General features: G+C 66.3%; 21 protein-coding genes. 1 reads left to right on the top strand and 20 read right to left on the bottom strand.

All coding sequences use genetic code 11. The features are described from left to right. Positions 1 to 96 precede the first annotated feature (96 nt). The 18 genes from ACFQUV_RS08480 to ACFQUV_RS08565 all read right to left on the bottom strand — a co-directional run bounded on the left by ACFQUV_RS08480 (position 97) and on the right by ACFQUV_RS08565 (position 12,552). On the bottom strand, positions 97 to 531 hold the full coding sequence (locus tag ACFQUV_RS08480) for a ribbon-helix-helix protein, CopG family (protein WP_129607972.1): 435 nt from the start codon (positions 529 to 531) through the stop codon (positions 97 to 99). 9 nt (positions 532 to 540) lie between these two features. Then, positions 541 to 2,529, bottom strand: a complete 1,989-nt coding sequence (locus tag ACFQUV_RS08485) for a conjugal transfer protein TraG (protein ID WP_129608003.1) — start codon at positions 2,527 to 2,529, stop codon at positions 541 to 543. A gap of 31 nt (positions 2,530 to 2,560) precedes the next feature. Next, positions 2,561 to 4,300 carry a VirD2 family relaxase/mobilization nuclease gene (locus ACFQUV_RS08490; RefSeq protein ID WP_129607973.1) on the bottom strand — a complete coding sequence of 580 codons (1,740 nt, stop codon included), beginning with the start codon at positions 4,298 to 4,300 and terminating at the stop codon, positions 2,561 to 2,563. A gap of 244 nt (positions 4,301 to 4,544) precedes the next feature. Further along, entirely contained in the window at positions 4,545 to 5,321 is a 777-nt protein-coding gene (locus ACFQUV_RS08495) for a lytic transglycosylase domain-containing protein (RefSeq protein ID WP_129607974.1), read from the bottom strand. A gap of 4 nt (positions 5,322 to 5,325) precedes the next feature. After that, a complete protein-coding gene (locus tag ACFQUV_RS08500; protein ID WP_129607975.1) occupies positions 5,326 to 5,661 on the bottom strand; it encodes a DUF736 domain-containing protein in 336 nt (111 codons plus the stop codon). Between the two features lie 47 nt (positions 5,662 to 5,708). Continuing rightward, complete coding sequence (locus ACFQUV_RS08505) at positions 5,709 to 6,254, bottom strand: S26 family signal peptidase (RefSeq protein WP_129607976.1); 546 nt, start codon at positions 6,252 to 6,254, stop codon at positions 5,709 to 5,711. Next, positions 6,251 to 6,757 (bottom strand): DUF2840 domain-containing protein, encoded by a 507-nt coding sequence (locus ACFQUV_RS08510; protein ID WP_129607977.1) that lies wholly within the window; start codon positions 6,755 to 6,757, stop codon positions 6,251 to 6,253. The genes ACFQUV_RS08505 and ACFQUV_RS08510 overlap by 4 nt, the downstream gene beginning before the upstream one ends. Next, positions 6,754 to 7,005, bottom strand: coding sequence for a hypothetical protein (locus ACFQUV_RS08515; RefSeq protein WP_129607978.1), 252 nt, complete (start codon positions 7,003 to 7,005; stop codon positions 6,754 to 6,756). The genes ACFQUV_RS08510 and ACFQUV_RS08515 overlap by 4 nt, the downstream gene beginning before the upstream one ends. Then, positions 7,002 to 7,640: a ParA family partition ATPase gene (gene parA, locus ACFQUV_RS08520; RefSeq protein ID WP_129607979.1), complete on the bottom strand. Its 639-nt coding sequence runs from the start codon at positions 7,638 to 7,640 to the stop codon at positions 7,002 to 7,004. The genes ACFQUV_RS08515 and parA overlap by 4 nt, the downstream gene beginning before the upstream one ends. A 211-nt stretch (positions 7,641 to 7,851) precedes the next feature. Beyond that, a complete protein-coding gene (locus ACFQUV_RS08525; protein ID WP_129607980.1) occupies positions 7,852 to 8,733 on the bottom strand; it encodes a replication initiator protein A in 882 nt (293 codons plus the stop codon). An 11-nt stretch (positions 8,734 to 8,744) separates the two neighbouring features. Continuing rightward, positions 8,745 to 9,026 (bottom strand): AlpA family transcriptional regulator, encoded by a 282-nt coding sequence (locus tag ACFQUV_RS08530; RefSeq protein WP_129607981.1) that lies wholly within the window; start codon positions 9,024 to 9,026, stop codon positions 8,745 to 8,747. Between the two features lie 138 nt (positions 9,027 to 9,164). Next, on the bottom strand, positions 9,165 to 9,638 hold the full coding sequence (locus ACFQUV_RS08535) for a DUF2285 domain-containing protein (protein ID WP_371851675.1): 474 nt from the start codon (positions 9,636 to 9,638) through the stop codon (positions 9,165 to 9,167). After that, positions 9,616 to 9,942, bottom strand: a complete 327-nt coding sequence (locus tag ACFQUV_RS08540) for a transcriptional regulator domain-containing protein (protein WP_307719439.1) — start codon at positions 9,940 to 9,942, stop codon at positions 9,616 to 9,618. Before ACFQUV_RS08540 ends, ACFQUV_RS08535 begins: the two co-directional genes overlap by 23 nt. A 112-nt stretch (positions 9,943 to 10,054) precedes the next feature. Continuing rightward, positions 10,055 to 10,318, bottom strand: a complete 264-nt coding sequence (locus tag ACFQUV_RS08545) for a DNA -binding domain-containing protein (protein ID WP_129607983.1) — start codon at positions 10,316 to 10,318, stop codon at positions 10,055 to 10,057. A gap of 134 nt (positions 10,319 to 10,452) precedes the next feature. After that, positions 10,453 to 10,704, bottom strand: coding sequence for a hypothetical protein (locus ACFQUV_RS08550; protein ID WP_127645350.1), 252 nt, complete (start codon positions 10,702 to 10,704; stop codon positions 10,453 to 10,455). Positions 10,705 to 10,896: 192 nt separating this feature from the next. Continuing rightward, the gene (locus tag ACFQUV_RS08555; RefSeq protein ID WP_129607984.1) at positions 10,897 to 11,223 is read right to left on the bottom strand and encodes a DUF736 domain-containing protein; all 327 of its coding nucleotides are present in this window, start codon (positions 11,221 to 11,223) and stop codon (positions 10,897 to 10,899) included. Positions 11,224 to 11,799: 576 nt separating this feature from the next. Continuing rightward, positions 11,800 to 12,240: a hypothetical protein gene (locus ACFQUV_RS08560; RefSeq protein WP_129607985.1), complete on the bottom strand. Its 441-nt coding sequence runs from the start codon at positions 12,238 to 12,240 to the stop codon at positions 11,800 to 11,802. 144 nt (positions 12,241 to 12,384) lie between these two features. Beyond that, positions 12,385 to 12,552 carry a hypothetical protein gene (locus ACFQUV_RS08565; RefSeq protein WP_165363786.1) on the bottom strand — a complete coding sequence of 56 codons (168 nt, stop codon included), beginning with the start codon at positions 12,550 to 12,552 and terminating at the stop codon, positions 12,385 to 12,387. A 297-nt stretch (positions 12,553 to 12,849) separates the two neighbouring features. Here ACFQUV_RS08565 and ACFQUV_RS08570 point away from each other — a divergent pair, with 297 nt between their 5' ends. Further along, entirely contained in the window at positions 12,850 to 13,392 is a 543-nt protein-coding gene (locus ACFQUV_RS08570; protein WP_129607986.1) for a hypothetical protein, read from the top strand. 228 nt (positions 13,393 to 13,620) lie between these two features. On the opposite strand, the gene ACFQUV_RS08575 is transcribed toward ACFQUV_RS08570, so the two are convergent. Next, positions 13,621 to 14,556: a DUF2493 domain-containing protein gene (locus ACFQUV_RS08575; RefSeq protein WP_129607987.1), complete on the bottom strand. Its 936-nt coding sequence runs from the start codon at positions 14,554 to 14,556 to the stop codon at positions 13,621 to 13,623. Positions 14,557 to 14,877: 321 nt separating this feature from the next. Next, positions 14,878 to 15,918, bottom strand: a complete 1,041-nt coding sequence (locus ACFQUV_RS08580; RefSeq protein WP_129607988.1) for a toprim domain-containing protein — start codon at positions 15,916 to 15,918, stop codon at positions 14,878 to 14,880. Between the last annotated feature and the right edge of the window lie 63 nt (positions 15,919 to 15,981).

Consider the following 15,981-nt stretch of genomic DNA (forward strand, 5'->3'; position numbering starts at 1 on the left):
GGCGTGGCAACAACCGGAATGAGGTCGTAGTGCTCTGGCGTACAAAGACAGGGAAACGGCGGAACTGAAGAATACTTGCGATGCCGCGTGTGATGATTATTCCGCGCCCGCGACGCCTGAGACGTCCTCCGAAATTTCCTGACGCAACTTCGGTCCCTTCGCGAGTCGGCGGCCGAGCGCAGCGACGAAGGCATCGTAACGCTCGCCCGCCTGCGCGCGCGCGGCGGCCTGCGCCGGTTCCGGCAATGGTGGGTTGGTGGTCAGCCAGAAGCGAACGAACACGGCGAGCATCTCGACGGAAATGCCGAGGTCGCGTTCCATGCGTGTCATGCGGCGATCGAGCTGATCGAGGCGCTTCGTCGTCGCCGCTTCCTGGCGCTCGGCCGCGTCGGGCGACAGGAATAGCGCGATGGCCGCTTCGGCGATCAGAGACCGCGATTGATCGCGGCGCGCGGCATAGTCGGCCAGCGCCTTCATCACGTCCGGATCGAGATAGACTGATAGCCGCTGCTTCTTCGCTGGTTTCGTCATCAGGCGCCCTTAGAGGTCCATGCCGTCGTTGGGGTCGAGGGAGACCTGCCGTGCGATGCCTTGCATGACTCGGTTCATCCGGTTCATGCGGGCGCTGTCGTCCGCCTCGTCGTCGCCGAAATCGGCCGCGAACTCGTTGTTGATCGGCGCTTTCTTCTCGACGGCGCCCATCGTGTTTAACTCGGGCTGACGACGACGTTCCGAGCCGGTCGGATCCTCGTCACCACCGACATCGTGTCGTGCGTCGGCTGGCTCAATCTGCGGCCGCGGCGGCAACGGCAGGCGGCTCCAATCGTCGGCCTTCGCCGCGATTGGCGGCGCGGGCTCGGGCGGTGGCAGCACGCGCTCCTGAAAGCGGCGATCCTCGAAGTAGCGGGCCTTCTTCGCCCGGATCGGCGGCGTGCCCGCCACCATCACGATCTCGTCGGCGGGCGCGAGCTGCATCACCTCGCCGGGCGTCAGCAGCGGCCGCGCGGTCTCGGAGCGCGAGACCATCAGGTGCCCGAGCCAGGGGCTGAGCCGGTGCCCGGCGTAGTTCCGCATCGCGCGCATCTCGGTCGCCGTGCCAAGCGCATCCGACACGCGTTTGGCGGTCCGCTCGTCGTTGGTGGCGAAGCTGACTCGGACATGGCAGTTGTCGAGGATCGAGTTGTTGGGACCATAGGCCTTCTCGATCTGGTTCAGCGACTGCGCGATCAGGAAGCTCTTCAGGCCGTAGCCGGCCATGAAGGCGAGAGCGGATTCGAAGAAGTCGAGGCGCCCGAGCGCGGGAAACTCATCCAGCATGAGGAGCAGCCGGTGGCGGCGGCCCTTCGCGTGCAGATCCTCGGTCAAACGCCGGCCGACCTGGTTGAGGATCAGCCGGATCAGGGGCTTGGTGCGCGCGATGTCGGAGGGCGGCACGACGAGATAGAGCGTCGATGGCCGCGCCCCGCCCACGATGTCGGTGATGCGCCAATCGCAGCGTCGTGTAACCGCGGCGACGACGGGATCGCGGTAGAGACCGAGAAATGACATGGCGGTCGAGAGCACGCCCGAGCGCTCGTTGTCCGATTTGTTCAGCAGCTCGCGGGCGGCGGAGGCGATGACGGGATGCGGTCCGGTCTCGCCGAGGTGCGCGGTCTTCATCATGGCGGCGAGCGTCGATTCGATCGGGCGTTTCGGGTCGGACAGGAAGGCGGCGACGCCGGCGAGCGTCTTGTCAGGCTCGGCGTAGAGCACGTGCAGGATGGCGCCGACGAGGAGCGCGTGGCTGGTCTTCTCCCAGTGATTCCGCTTCTCAAGGCTCCCTTCGGGATCGACCAGTATGTCGGCGATGTTCTGGACATCGCGGACCTCCCACTCGCCCCGGCGGACTTCGAGGAGCGGGTTGTAGGCGGCGGACTTCGCGTTGGTGGGATCGAAGAGCAGCACCCGGCCATGCCGCGCGCGGAAGCCCGCGGTGAGTTGCCAGTTCTCGCCTTTGATGTCGTGGACGATCGCGGAGCCCGGCCAGGTCAGCAGCGACGGCACGACGAGGCCGACGCCCTTGCCGGAGCGCGTCGGCGCGAAGCAGAGCACATGCTCGGGGCCGTCGTGGCGCAGAAAGGCGCCTTCGAACTTGCCTAGCACCACTCCGTCGGGCCCGAGCAGACCGGCGGCCTTCACTTCATCCGCTCGCGCCCATCGCGCCGAGCCGTAGGTCTCGACATCCTTGGCTTCGCGTGCTCGCCAGACCGACATGCCGATCGCGACCGCGATCGCGATGAAGCCGCCGGATGCGGCTATGTATGCGCCCTCGACGAAGATGTGTGGCGCATAGGCATCGTAGAAGTACCACCACCAGAAGAAGGCTGGCGGATAGTAGATCGGCCAGCCGAACAGCTCGAACCATGGGCGGCCAAGCTGCGGCTGGAAGCCGAGCTGCCACGCCGTCCACTGCGTCGCGGACCAGGTCGTGGTGAGCACGATCAGGAAGACGATGAAGATCTGGCCCCAGAGGATCTTGGTTGCGGACATCGCGGGGTTCCTTCGTGATGAGGATGTCTGATCACAGGCCGAGCCCCCGCTTGCGGCCAAAGCTCCAGTCAACACCCCCGTCGCTTCGCGCGAGGCCGGACACGTGGCGGCCGAGCTGCTTTTCGAGTGACGGCGACCAGGGCACGAGCTGGAAGCCGAGCCCGTCGTCGATCATCGCGAAACGGCCGGAGGCTAGCGCGAAACGCTGACGATAGGTGCCGGCCACATATTCGCCGGTTGAAGTACGGGTCAGCGGCCGCCCACTCTCCGCCGTGAGCTTCTCGGCGAGCGCATCCAGCTCGCGGCGGCGGAGCGTCTCGATGAGGTTTCGGCTGAAGCTGACGCCACGAGTCTGACGCTCCGCCAGGCCCTGCGCGATCAGGTGTTCGGCGCGGCGGTCCAGCGCGTCGCGGACCTCCGCGCCGAAGCCGCCGCCGCCGAGCGGCACCGTTTCGCGGGCGATCGCCTGGCGATCGAGCCAGGTTGCGCCGGTCGCGGTGATCTGCTGTTCGATCGAGAGGTCAGAGCGGACGGCCAGCGCCACGCGCCGTCGTCCCTGGGCGTCGTCGAACTTGCGCAGCTCGACGACGGAGCCCGGCGCGCCGTCGCCGGCGGCGTCGAGATCGGGGAGCTTGATATGATGGGTGCGCCCGTCGGCGCCGTCGACCACGGCATAGGCGGTGGCCTTCAGTTCGTCGTCGAGGCCGCGGGCGACCAGCCGGCCGACGACGGGGTCGTCCAGACTCTCACCGGCCAGCACATAGTTCGCCGCGCCTCGTTCGATGCCGCGCTCGGTCAGACCGCGATGGATGCGCTTGATGATGTCGCCGCGTTCGCCAAGCTCGCGCAACGTCGCCTCAGCGGTCTCGGACATGGCCCACTGGCCGGGGCCGATCTGGTCGGCGAGACCGAGGGACTCCAGCTTGCGCAGACGACCCACCTTGATGGCATGGAATTCGTCGGGCTGGCGGCTGGGATGCGGCGCCAGGTCGATGACGCCGGTGCGGTAGCTGTCGCGCGCGAGCTGCCGGTCGAGGCTGGTCCAGCGTTCCGCGCCGATCTGCCGTTCGAGCGTGCGGCGGATGTCCTGATCGGTGCGCGGCCCGAGCTCCTGGGTGATCAGGTCGCGCGCGCGATCGCGCATGCCTTCCTTGATGTAGTCGCGTGAGATGACGAGGTTCTCGCCATCGCCGCGCACGCCGCGGACGATGAGATGGACGTGGGGATGCTCGGTGTTCCAGTGGTCGACGCCGACCCAATCGAGCTTCGTGCCGAGGTCCTTCTCCATCTGCCCGACCAGATCGCGGGCGAAGGTCTTGAGGTCGGACATCTCCACGGCGTCATCGGGCGAGACGATGAAGCGGAAGTGATGCCGGTCGTCCTCGCACTGCTCCGCAAACGCCTTCGGGTCGGCGTCGTCGGTGCCGGGGCCGAACAGCCGGGCCTTCTCCCCGTCCCGGGTGACGCCCTCGCGGCGCAAATAATTGAGGTGGGTTGCGAGCGGCGCGCCACGTCCGCTGTGGCGGACCACGCGCGCCTTGACCACGGCGCCGCGCGAGCGGGCTGTGATGAGCCGATTGGCCTGGACCGAAGCGCGCTGGCCCCGGCCGAAGCGGGAGCGATGGTTCGGCCCGATCGCTCCCTTGCGGGAGACCGATCCACCGGCGCGCTGGGCGGCGGCTAGCGCCTGCGCGATGAAGGGCCTGGCGCGCTGCGCGCTGGTTGAGCGGATGCGGCCGGGCCGGATGCGGAAATCGTCCTCGGCGCTCATGGCGGCGAGTCCGCACATCGCACGATCATGCTGATTTGCTTAAGGATTTTCCAGAGCCGCAGGCCGCGCCGATCAGGCGCACCTCGCGAATTCTCAACGTAAGCCCTTGAAAAAGCACGACCGAACTCAGGCGCACATCGCGCCCCTTTATCCTGCCATCGTGCGGTCGTGTTGCCTGGCTCCCCCGTCGGCGTTCTCCATGATCCGCTGGGGCACGCCATAGCGCGATCCGGTCCAGGCGCCGTCATCGCGACTCTCCACCGTCCGATCGCGCGACGAACAGGCCGGAAGACTGCGGCAAGGTCGTGGGAACCTCGCGCTCCGGAGCCGCAGCCCGAGCGCTGTCCGGACGGGCCTCGGTCCGCACAAGATCGGCAGAAGGCGGACCTTCGGTGCGCGCGATGAACAGCGGCGCGCGCGTCCACGCTAGCGGGTCGGCGGCCGCAACGGTGACGGGACCGGTGATCTCGCCGCCGCCGACAAGGGGTGCGAGGGCCGCGACATAGGCCCGCGTTTCGGCCGGCAATGCTCGGCCGCCCGCGAGATATTCATCGTAGCGGCCGGGGCCGGCGTTATACGCCGCGAGGAAGCCCGGGGAACCGTATCGGTCGTGCATTTCCCGCAGATAGGCCGCGCCCGCTAGAATGTTGTCGCGCGGCTCATAGGGATCACTTCCGAGCCGGTGGCGAGCGCGCAGCTCGGCCCAAGTGTTGGGCATGATCTGCATCAGCCCCATGGCGCCGGCCCGCGAGATCGCGCGCACATCGCCCGCGCTCTCGGCGTTCATGACGGCGCGAATCCAGGCCTCTGGAATGCCAAAGCGTTGCGACGCCTCGGCGATGAAGGCGGCAAACGGATGGGCAGGATGCGGCTGCACGACCGGCGCGCTCTGCGCCAGCGTGGATCCAGTCGGTCCGGCGACGAACAGCAGGCCGGAAAGGAGGAGGATGGAGAGACGCTGGGCGGCGCGTGTCCGCCCGGTCTCCACGGATTGCCGGCGCGATGAGCGAAGCGTCCGCATCGCCTCAGTCCCGCTCGCCGGGCTTCGGCGGACGGCTCCAGTGCAGGCCCCAGGCCGATTTGTTGTCGCCGGACTGGAATAGATTGGCGCGCAGCGGCCGCGCGAACATGGGATCGTCGAGAAGCAGTGAGACATACTCGCCGGCTTTCTCGCCGGTGCGCTTCCAGCCGGCGCCGATCTCCGGACCATCCTCGCTGCCGAGATGCACGCGGAAGTCCGGCGCGTTCTCGGCATCGGAAAGTTCAGCCGGAAGGAGGGAGAGCGCGACATCGAGTGTGAGCGTCCGGACGTGGCCGGAATAGCCGGATTTCGTGCGCGTGAATTGACCGATCTGTGGCATGGGAAGGCTCCTTCTGGTGTTTGTGCGGGAGAGGTTCGGCGCGCCGTTCATCGTGTTGGGGCGCGCCATTCGAAGCGGCCGCTGCCGTCCTCGTCGGTCCACACCGGCGTCGCGCGGCCGATAATCGAGCCGGTGGAAATCGGACCGAAGTAGCGACCGTCCAGACTGTCGCGGACGGACCAGTTCATGAGGAAGATCTCGCCGTCCCCTATGCGGTGGCAGCCTTGCCAGACCGGCAGGAGACGGCCGAGCCGGTCGCGGTCGAGCGCCTCGCCCATGGCGATGCCGTCGACGGTGATGCGCGCGCCGATGCGGCAGACCTGTTGCCCCGGAAGCCCGGCGACGCGCTTCATGAGGGGTACGCCGCGCGGCAGGTAGCCGCGGTCGGCCAGGAACGACGCGAGCGGCTCCGGGGCGTCCACGGCGACGAGGTCGGTCACCTCAAGACGTGGCGACCGATCGATCGAATAGAGTCCGATCGGCGTGCTGGCCGAGGCGTTCCAGACGAGCTTGGGCGCGATGTGGACGAACGACAGGCCGCCGATCACCATCACGGTGAAGTAGGTCGTCATGACGTAGCCGAACCGCGTCATGGCTCGACCCTTCGACGCAGAAGGATCGCGCGATGCTGCTCGGCCGTGTAGCTGCGCGGCTCCTGGCCGGCAGCGAGACGATTGTGGACGTGCCGCCAATGATGCGGCGAGACTTCGGCGGGATTGATGCCGATCGACTCGATCGCGTCGACGATCTGCAAGACGCGCTCAACTTTCGGCCAGCTCTCAGCCTTCAGCAGGATGTCACCGCCGGGGCGAACGAACGGCAGCGTCTGATAGGGTTCGCCGGGCGAGATCGCGCGCACGATGTCGATGCGCGAGATGATCGTCCCAAAGTCATTGGCCGCCCACCGGACAAAGGCGAAAACGCTGTGAGGCGGGAAGCTGACGACGCGCCGACGTCGATCGAGGACCTGCTCGTGGACGTCTTGGCCGAACCGAATCCAATACTCGATCTTCTTTTCAATCCAAGTCAGTTCGACGTGGGTCAGACCAACGACCGTCGGCGTCGCAGCGCGACGCAAGTCGAGAGCGCCGTTCATGGCGTACCTCCTTCGGCTGGGGGAAATTCGCGGGCGAGCAGCTCGCGGAGCATGTCGGCGACGGTGACGCCGCGCTGGAACGCGGCGATCTTGATCCGGCCGCGCATGTCGGCAGTGACGTCTATCGTCAGCCGTGCCGTGAAGGCCGCGTCGTTGTCGCGTAGCGGTTGCGGATCGCACGCTTTGACCCAGCTCTCGGGATCGGCGGGACGCGCGGCGAAGGCGCGCTTCTGCGACCGTTCGGTCATGGCGCGATGCTTCCGATCTCGGCGCAGAAAGCGGCGATCTCGCGCGTCGCCGGGCTGTCCTCGTCAATTTCCGAGACGAGGCGTCCAGACCGCGCCGTGTCCGCGAAGACGACGCGCTGGCCGATGGTGGATGCGAGCACTGGCGGATCGTGATCGGGGAGCGACTCGGCCGTCTCGCGGGCGATGACAGTGCGCGCGCCGCATCGGTTGAGCAGGAAGCGGGCCGCGAGATTCGGGCGGTAAATCCGCGCTTCGCCGAGCAGCGACAGCATCTCCGCCGAGGCCCAGCCGTCGAACGGCGATGGCTGCACGGGGATCAGGACCAGGTCGGCGGCGAGCAAGGCGGACCGCATCAGCGAGGCGACGCGGGGCGGTCCGTCGATGACGATGTGATCGGCATCCCGCGCCAGCTCCGGCGCTTCGCGATGGAGCGTGTCCCGCGCCAGGCCGACGACTCCGAAGAGGCGCGGCAAGCACTCGCGTGCGCGTTGCTGCGACCAGTCGAGTGCAGAGCCTTGCGGGTCCGCGTCGATGACAGTGACGCGCTGGCCGTGGCGCGCCCATTCACCGGCGAGATGCAGCGCGAGCGTCGTCTTGCCGACGCCACCCTTCTGATTGAGGAGCGCGACGATCATGCCGCGCTCCCGGCCGCTGCCTGCCGGTTATTCGCAGGCAGGCAAGACGCGGCGCGCGTTAGAAAGATTCCGTAGGAATCTAGGTTAGAGAAGTTACGGGAGCCGCAAGCATCTGAGTTCGCGCGGCAAATCGACGATTCCGGTCCCCGATAGCACGAGGATGGGGTCCCCGATGGCACGATAGGGGCGGTCCCCGATAGCACGAGGCAATTCACAGCTTATCCCCAGTGCGAGTGTTGGAACGGCGACGTCGCGGCGCGCCGAGGGACGCGGGGTCGGTCGGAACGAAGGAAAGACGTTCGGGTCCGTTGGCCGGCTGCTCGATGGTCAGCCGGTAGCCCGGCAGCGCTTGGCGTCGGACGATGTCGCGTAGGTCGTAGGCGAAGTGCTTGAGGGGAGAGAGCGAACCGGACTTGGCGTGTAGATGGACGAAGTCGAAGCTCCAGCCGAACTCCTGCCGTCCGCCATGCTTGCGCACCAATCGGTAGAGCCAGCGTTCCAGGCCGCCGGTCAGATCGAAATACGCTCGGTCGATGGTGAGGACGAGCGCGTCGTCCAGCACGGCGGCGTAGAACCAGTCGGGCACGATCAGCTCGAGGCCGAGCGGCCGGCCGTGAGGATCGGCCTTCTCCTTCCACTCGTTGATCCAGGAGAAGCGATGCATCCGCCGCTCAGTGGGCTGGCGGATCGAGGTCGCGACGGTGGTGGATTGCAGCCGGTCGAGCGCGGCCTTGAGTCGGTCGTAGTCGCGCAGCGACACGCCGCGGCCAATGAAGTTTAGGATCTCGTACGGCGTTGCGCCCATGAGCCGGGATGGCTGCAGGCCGGCGTCACGCGCCTCGACGATCTGGCTGGCGGCCCAGATCAGCACGTCGGCATCCCAGATGGTGGCCATCCCATGCTCGGGCACGGCCTCGACGCGGATGACGATCGATCCTGCCTTGAAGTTAATCGGCGCCAGGCGCTTCGACTTGGCCAGGGAGAAGAATGGATAGGCCATCAGGTCCTGCGCATCTCGTGGCGCGAGATCGCCCGGCAGCGCTCGGAAGAGATCGAGCTGCTCGCGTTCGCTGCTGTGACGGCGGGACGACATGCGGCCACGTCTCAGCGCGCGTGGCGGAAGGGACGAGTCTGCGTCGTCCCGTCATGGCGCTTGGCGGGGAGGACCGCACCGCGCGGGTCGGAGGTGGAGGTGACGGCGCCGCGATCGGCCCAGGCCTGCAGATCATCGATGGCGTAGACCACGCGACCGCCCAGCTTGCGATAGGCCGGGCCGGTCCCGTAGGTCCGGTGCTTCTCAAGCGTTCGACCGGAAAGGCCTAGGAATCGTGCGGCTTCGGGGGTGCGAAGAAAGCGCGGCGGCAAGCCGGCTATGTTGGCGGACATGATGCGACCTCCGGGGCGTTCGTTGGGGCCGCTGGCGATCAGCGGCGGGCGAAGGCCACGGTGGCGAAGAGTTGCCGCGCGGAGGGATGGCGAAGATGAGAAGGCCTAAATCGCACCCCTAGCGAGATGCGAAGCCCGTTATGAGCGCCGGCGGTGGCGAAGCAGCTTGCGATAGCCGCCGGCGATCAGCGCGAAGCCGTCCTTGACGAGGTCGATCGTGCTGTCTCGAAGAGCCGAGGTCTTCCATGGACTTTCGGCGACACGAGACGCCCCGTAGATCGTGTCGGCGATCGCTCGATAGCTCGCCCCGTCCATGCGTCCGTCGACCGCTTGCAGCATGTGGCGCAGGCGGCGGCGTTGCTGGGCGGTGAGCCGGGAGTCCGGCGGCACGGGCCGATTGTTGAAAGCGCGCCAGAGCCTGGTGACGGCTTCGATGCGGTCGAGGCCGTCGGCGCCGAGCGGAACAAGTGCAGCGACAGGCTTATCAGGAGCGACGTCGCCGGTGAGGAGCAGGGGCACAATGCTGGCCCCGTGGCCGTGGATGATGCTCAGCCCATCGGGCGAATTGCGCGCGGTGTCGGGATCGAGGTCAGGCGGTGCAACACTCTCCAAGCCCGGGATCGGCGGGAGCGCCGTGAGGATGACGGTGCCCGGATCCGCCTCGGGTGCCCAGAAGACCGTGGTTTCGGCAGCGTTGAGCTCTGGAGGGACTTCGAAATTGCAACCCCCATCGAGCACGCACAGTATCTCTGTAAGTTTGCGGGTCGACTGCTCCGCGTTCGATGTCAGCGTAATCGCGCTGGTAGTCCGCATTCCGCCGCAGCCATTCCCATGCGAGGTCGGCAGCTGCGAGACCGTCGACGAAATCGTAGGTCGATGAAGATCGCCACTGGCCTGTGTCGAGAGTCATCCGCATCCTCCTGATCTCACCTCGCGTGCATGCGCGGGCGGACACGATTCCCGGTTGAGTGTGCTGCGTGAAGTACGGCCGACGGCAACGGGTGATGCCGGAGCGGCACCACAAACAGTCAGTGCTGGCTTTCGCGGACGAGGTGGCGGTAGCCGTGCTCGGTCATCCAGCGCGCGCGGGCGAGATGAGTGCGGTGAACGCGCTGGGCGCGTTCCGGCTCACGTTCCGGGTCGATGCCGAACAGCACGGAGACGGCCTCTCGCCAATCAGCGCCGTCGTTTTCAGCGTCGAGCAGTCGCAGGTAAAGCTTCATATGCGTGCGGTCGTAGCTGGTCAGCGCTGGGCTCTGCGGCGGCTCGTCGAGAAATTGTTCGTGAGTCATCTTGATCCCCCAGCAGCCGGTGTGACCGCCTCTGAATCAATTGTTAACCATACTCGTTTTGCGACGATGTGCGAGGGGGGCGGTGCGGCATCGCGTGATGTGGGGAGGCATCGCCGCCCAAGCGTGCAGCTGGACTAGGAAGCCGGAGAGGTAATCTTAGCTCGGACAAGCATGACTCCTTCGCCCTGGTCGGACGTCAGGAAGACGATGCCGTTTCGCTCAAGCGCCCGTCGGACTTGGTCGCGCGTGCTCTCATACACCTCGAGTCCATTTAGGGATTCGAGGCGCTTGAGCGCGGTCAGCGAGACCTGGGCCTTGTCAGCGAGCGTCTCCTGATTCCATCCAAGTAACGCGCGTGCGGCCCGTGATTGCCGGGCGGTGATCATGCATGACCACCTCCCACCGGCACGGGCGCACACACCAGAACTACGACTATAATAGTCGTTCTAGCGAGTTGGGGCCAGTATTTAGGGACCTGTGTAGCCGGGCAAACCGGATGCAAGCGTCGGACTGATTCGGTCGCCCTCTAGTCAGGCCGAAGGCCCCGCCCGGACCATCCGGGCGGGGCCTGGTCGGCCTCAGTCGCCATTGCGGCGGCTGGGCCGGGACCAGATCAGGCTGTAGCCGTCGCCATCCTCGTCGTCGAAGAGGTTGGCGAAGATCGGAGCAGTGAAGCTCGGGTCGTCGAGCTTGAGGCCCAGATAGTCGCGGCCCTCGTTGGAGCGCTTGGCCCAGGCGGCTCCGATCTCAGCCCGGCCCACGAAGACGCGGTGGCTGGGAGCGTTCTCGCTGGAGCGGCCGGCTTCGGGAACGATGCGGACGTTCTTGGCCTGAACCGAGAGTGTGACGATCTCGCCAGTGTACTCGTTGTTGCCGGACTTCTTGAAGGTGCCGATGGTCGCCATGATAGTTCTCCTTGAACTCTGTTCCGAGCCCGCACCATTGCGGCCTCGATGGCGATCGGCAGGGCGGAGGCGATCGACGCGGCATCGCTTGCGACCGCAGCGTCAGCGGAGGATGGCAGCCGGGCGACTTTCTTGTCTCGCGAGGAATGACGGCGCAGCCGGAAGGGGAAGAAAGTCGGTCGGCGCCATTGCGGCAAGGCGATCGAGGCGTAGCCGACCTTCGGCCAGATCAGCCCATGGAAGAGGCCGTTTGGAGCGGTCGACCGACAGACCAATCAAGGAGAAGGCAGCGAGCGTCGGCTGCCGCTCGGCCATCCCGGCAACAACGTTACGGCGAACGACACGGCGATAGCAGGCTGGCCGATTCCGATTCCGATGCCGCTCCCGCGACGAAAGCCGCCACCTTCGATGTATCGGTGGCTGGACCGAACGGCGCGGCCCTGATGCAGTTCGACGGCCGGTGAAGACATGCGGTTGGGCCGAGCCACGCGCATGCCGCGCCAACCCTCGGCTACCCCGATGATGAGAGCGGCGTTGCGGAGGGCAGCGGTTGGTCGCGCCCCAATGCGGATGGTATCATGCGCGCGCCATGTGCCGCCCGGATGGTCCGGGCGCGGTCATGGCCGCCACCCGCACGAACGCCGTGACGCCCACTGCGATCGCGCCGACTGCGGAAAAGATGATCTGCCATGTGTCGGATGGCATGGTGTGCTTCACGATGCCATGGGTCGCGTGATAGCCGGCGAGCGCCGCGGGAGCCACGAAGACGAGCGCAATCGCGAGGCGCAGCCAGAGTGGTCGCGCGAAGGCGAGCAGGAATTGGCCAATGCCGAGCGTCACCGCAGCCGCGACAAGGCCGATGATGATGCTGCCCGGCCAGCCCGCGCCAGTCTGAAACGCCCAAGCGCCGGCGGTCGCCCCCGCGAAGACCGGCAATGCGAAGACGGCAAGCGTGAACAGCAGCCAGCAGAGGACGCCGATGGCAGCGATGCTGAAGAGGATGCCGATGAACATCATGGTGGCAGTCTCCGTGAGAAAAGGTCTGACGGTCGCGCCTTCCACCACCACCACGGCGCTGATTGAGAATAGCTCAAGTTGAGCGAGAGTTGGAGCGGAAAACCGGCAAGGTCTCCGTCGGCGCGAGCGAGACGCTCGCCCCAGTCAAGGGGCGAAGGGATCGATTTCATGGACGATGTCGGCGTCGTCGCCGTCGTATTCGGCGGCGGGAACGACCGAGAGACTGCCGTCGCCGGCCTGGAAGATGACGATGGCGACCATCAGGGTCGCTGCGAGGCTGAAGGCGAAGGCGTGCGCGTCGTTGACGGACATTGTTCCGGCTCCTGTCTTGGAGGCGGGGGACCAACCCCCGCGTGACAGGCGCCCGACGTGTCCGGACGAAGGCTGCAATCACCGCGAGGCGTAGCCGGAGCGGCGGCATGCTCGCATAGCCGACCCTTTACGGGTTGATGGCATCAGGCCTGCGGCCGGACCAAGGATCAGCGCCAAGGAAGCGGGGTGGTGCTGCGCCTCTCGCAGGTGGTAGAGGACAAATTCCTTAGACAGCGCTGCCGCTCAGGACATTGAGCCGAGACCCGGCCCGCCTCGCGCAGCGGGGCGAGAACGAGAATGGCGGTGAGAGTGGCTGACGGATTTTACATACCGGACGGCAATGAGGCGTTGCGGGACGACATCCCGGCGGTCGTCGAGCTGATCGAGCGAACGGCGCGATGGGTGCATCCGGCGACCTTTCGGGCCTTGCCGGTATGGGCGCCGCATACCGCTCGCGGACGGCCACTTTATGATGCGGGATGGGCCCGTCGATACACGAACACACGGAAGGCGACTGGCGTCACTGCTGAGAAGTTTGAAGGCAATGTCGCTGCGCTCAACGCACTGGTGGCCGCGCTCGACGTGGCGTCGCCGAAGCCGAAGAATTGGACCGTCTGCCACATCTGGGGATATGACGATCCCTCCTTCGCGCAACAGAGCAGCGTCGTTCAGGATCCCCGCTACTTCTCCTGCGTGGCCAACATGGCGTGGCTGCCGACGCCACTGAAGGGCTTCACCGACACATTGCCCGAGATCAAAGCCATGCTGCGCGTGTGTGCGTTCCACCTTATGGATGGGCCTGCGAGCATCTTTAGGTTGCCGAGCAGGCGGCCAAGGTGAGGTCTGGCTGGATTCCGGATGGATATCCAAAGAGCTGGCCGAGCTCCGATCGGCCAGGTGTTCTCCGTCCAGGCACAGCCCCTTTCACCCCTCGCGTCGAGCGCGAGATCGCCAAGCGCAAGCGAAGGATCAAGGCCGACCTCGAGAACGCGGCTTTCCTCCATTATCCGAAGGGCGAGGTTCTCGACGTGTTGAGATTCTGGAAAGTTGAGCTGGGCTAGGCGGCGCTTACGCGCCGCCATTGCCGAACTTCCAGACGGGGATGCCAAGCTTACGGGCCTTGTCGGCGAGGTTGTCCTGAATGCCCGTTCCAGGAAAGTGCATGACGCCGATCGGCAGCACCTGAAGGATCTCGTCGTTTCGCTTGAACGGCGCGGCCTTGGCGTGCTTCGTCCAGTTCGGCTTGAAGGCTACCTGCGGGACCTTGCGATGATCGGCCCAGCGGGACGCGATGCGTTCGGCACCTTTGGGGCTTCCGCCGTGCAACAGCACCATGTCGGGATGCTTGGCGTGGACCTGATCGAGCTTTGCCCAGATCAGCCGATGATCGTTGAAATCGAGTCCACCCGTGAGGGCGATCCTCGAACCGCTGGGAAGCAGTACCTCGGTCTCGGCGCGTTTTTTTGCGGCGAGGAAATCGCGGCTGTCGATCATAGCCGAAGTCAGATTGCGATGATTGACCATTGATCCGTTGCGCGGCCGCCAGGGTGACCCGGTGTGTCGCTCGAAGTGTTCGGCAGCCTGGTCGCGCATCAGCTCGAAGGCGTCCCGCCGTTCGATCAGCGTCCGTCCCTCGGCGATGAGGGTTTCCAGCTCGACTGATTTCACCTCGCTGCCGTCCTGTTCTCGCTGGGCGCGGCGCTGCGCCTGCTCGTTGTCGTCGAGCTCGCGCTCGATCCGGTCGGTGGCGCGATGGAAGAGGTTGACGGCCGACCACAGGAGATCGTCGAGGTCGGGCTCGAGACGCGTATCTTCGAGCGTGGTGATCAGGGCATCGAAGATGTCGGAGATGGCGCCGGCGACGATGCGCCCTTCGGGCAGCGGCCGCGGATCGGGTTCGTCCTGGAACGGGCGATAGCCGTAGAGCTGGAGTTCAGCGAGGACGTGGTCAGTGGGCGATGAGCTGTGGTGCGGTTCGTAGCTTTCGTCATGATCGCTCGTCATGGGGTGCTCCTTCGTCGGTTCGACCGCGACCCTCGCGGCCTTCATGGCGACGAAAGCCGTCGGGCAGCCCGGACCTGCACCCGGAGCGGAGCGAGAGGGCCGGAGCGTCAGCGGAGGATGGCGGAGGCCGGCTATTTTGCTTCGCGATGGAAAGCGCTCCCTCAGGAGCGCGCCGGAAAATAGTCGGCCGCAGCCATTGCCGGTCCGGGCTGCTTGACGGCCGATCGCCCTCTCGAAGGCCGGGTCGCGGCTCTCGCCGGCGAGAATGGGAACCCGTGCGGCGCAAGACGGTGCTGCCGCCGCTGCCCCGCGCCGACGCAGTCAGGCGGCCTCCGGGCTCATGAAGCGGGCGACGTCGTCCGGTGCGAGCTGGATTCGAACCTGCGCCTGAAGTGCGATGAGACCCAAGGTGCGGAGATCCTCGTTGAAGTCCCCGAGCGCGGGCGACAGCACGATCGGCTCGATCCCCGCCGCATGCGCGCGTTCGGTCAGCCTATCCCGCGCTCCATCGCCGGCCGGATCGTCGTCGCGCACGATGTAGAGCCTCCCGACTGTCGCCGGAAAGAGGATGGCGGCGAGGTGAGCTGCTGAGAGCGCCGCGACCATGGGCATCGACGGAAGCGCGCATCGGAGCGACAGGATCGTCTCGATGCCTTCGCCGGCTGCCAGGACGTCATGTGCAACACCGAATCTGACGGCGTGGCCGAGGAGATAACCCATCGCCCGTCGCGGCGTGTCGATCGGCGCCTTGCATGATCCGTCCGGAGCGAGCCAGGTGCGGTGCGCGCCCGTGAGCCTGCCGCCGAGATCGGTGACGGAGGCGATCATCGCCGGCCAGGTCTCGGTCGGCGAATATTCGTCGGGCCGATAGTAGCAGCGAGGGTGGAAACGTAGCGAGCCGGTCCCGTGCAAAGTCGTGATCCCGCGTCTGCGGAGATACGTTTCCACGAGAGTGCCCGAAATCGGCTGTGACATGGCGAACAGCCGTCGCGCCGCCTCCGGCGATCCTGCCGGCGCTGCTGATGCTCGCGGCCGCGGCCGTTGCAGCTCCGGGCGTGGCAGGCTGAGGAAGGTGCGCGCCTCCTCGGTAATGTCCTTGAAGTCGGCGAGGCCGCAGCTTTCGCGGATGACGTCGAGCAGATCGCCATGTTCGCCGGTGGCGGCGTCGGTCCATTTCCCCGCGGCGCCCTTGCCGGATTCGCCGCCCTTGAGCCGCACGAACATGGAGCGGCCGGGCGTGTTTCGGACATCACCGACAAGCCAGTATCGGCCTTCACGATGACCGGCAGAAAGATAGTGCCGACAAACCGCTTCCGCCCGGTCGGCAAGGCGGCGCGCCAGATCATGCGGCGTTTCCGACATGATGGTCTCCTCAATGAAAAAGGCCCGCCGTCGCCGGCGGGCCAGTCTCGCAAGTCGATTGAC

It is taken from the genome of Rhodoplanes sp. P11 (genome assembly GCF_964266735.1).
Lineage (GTDB): Bacteria > Pseudomonadota > Alphaproteobacteria > Rhizobiales > Xanthobacteraceae > Rhodoplanes > Rhodoplanes serenus.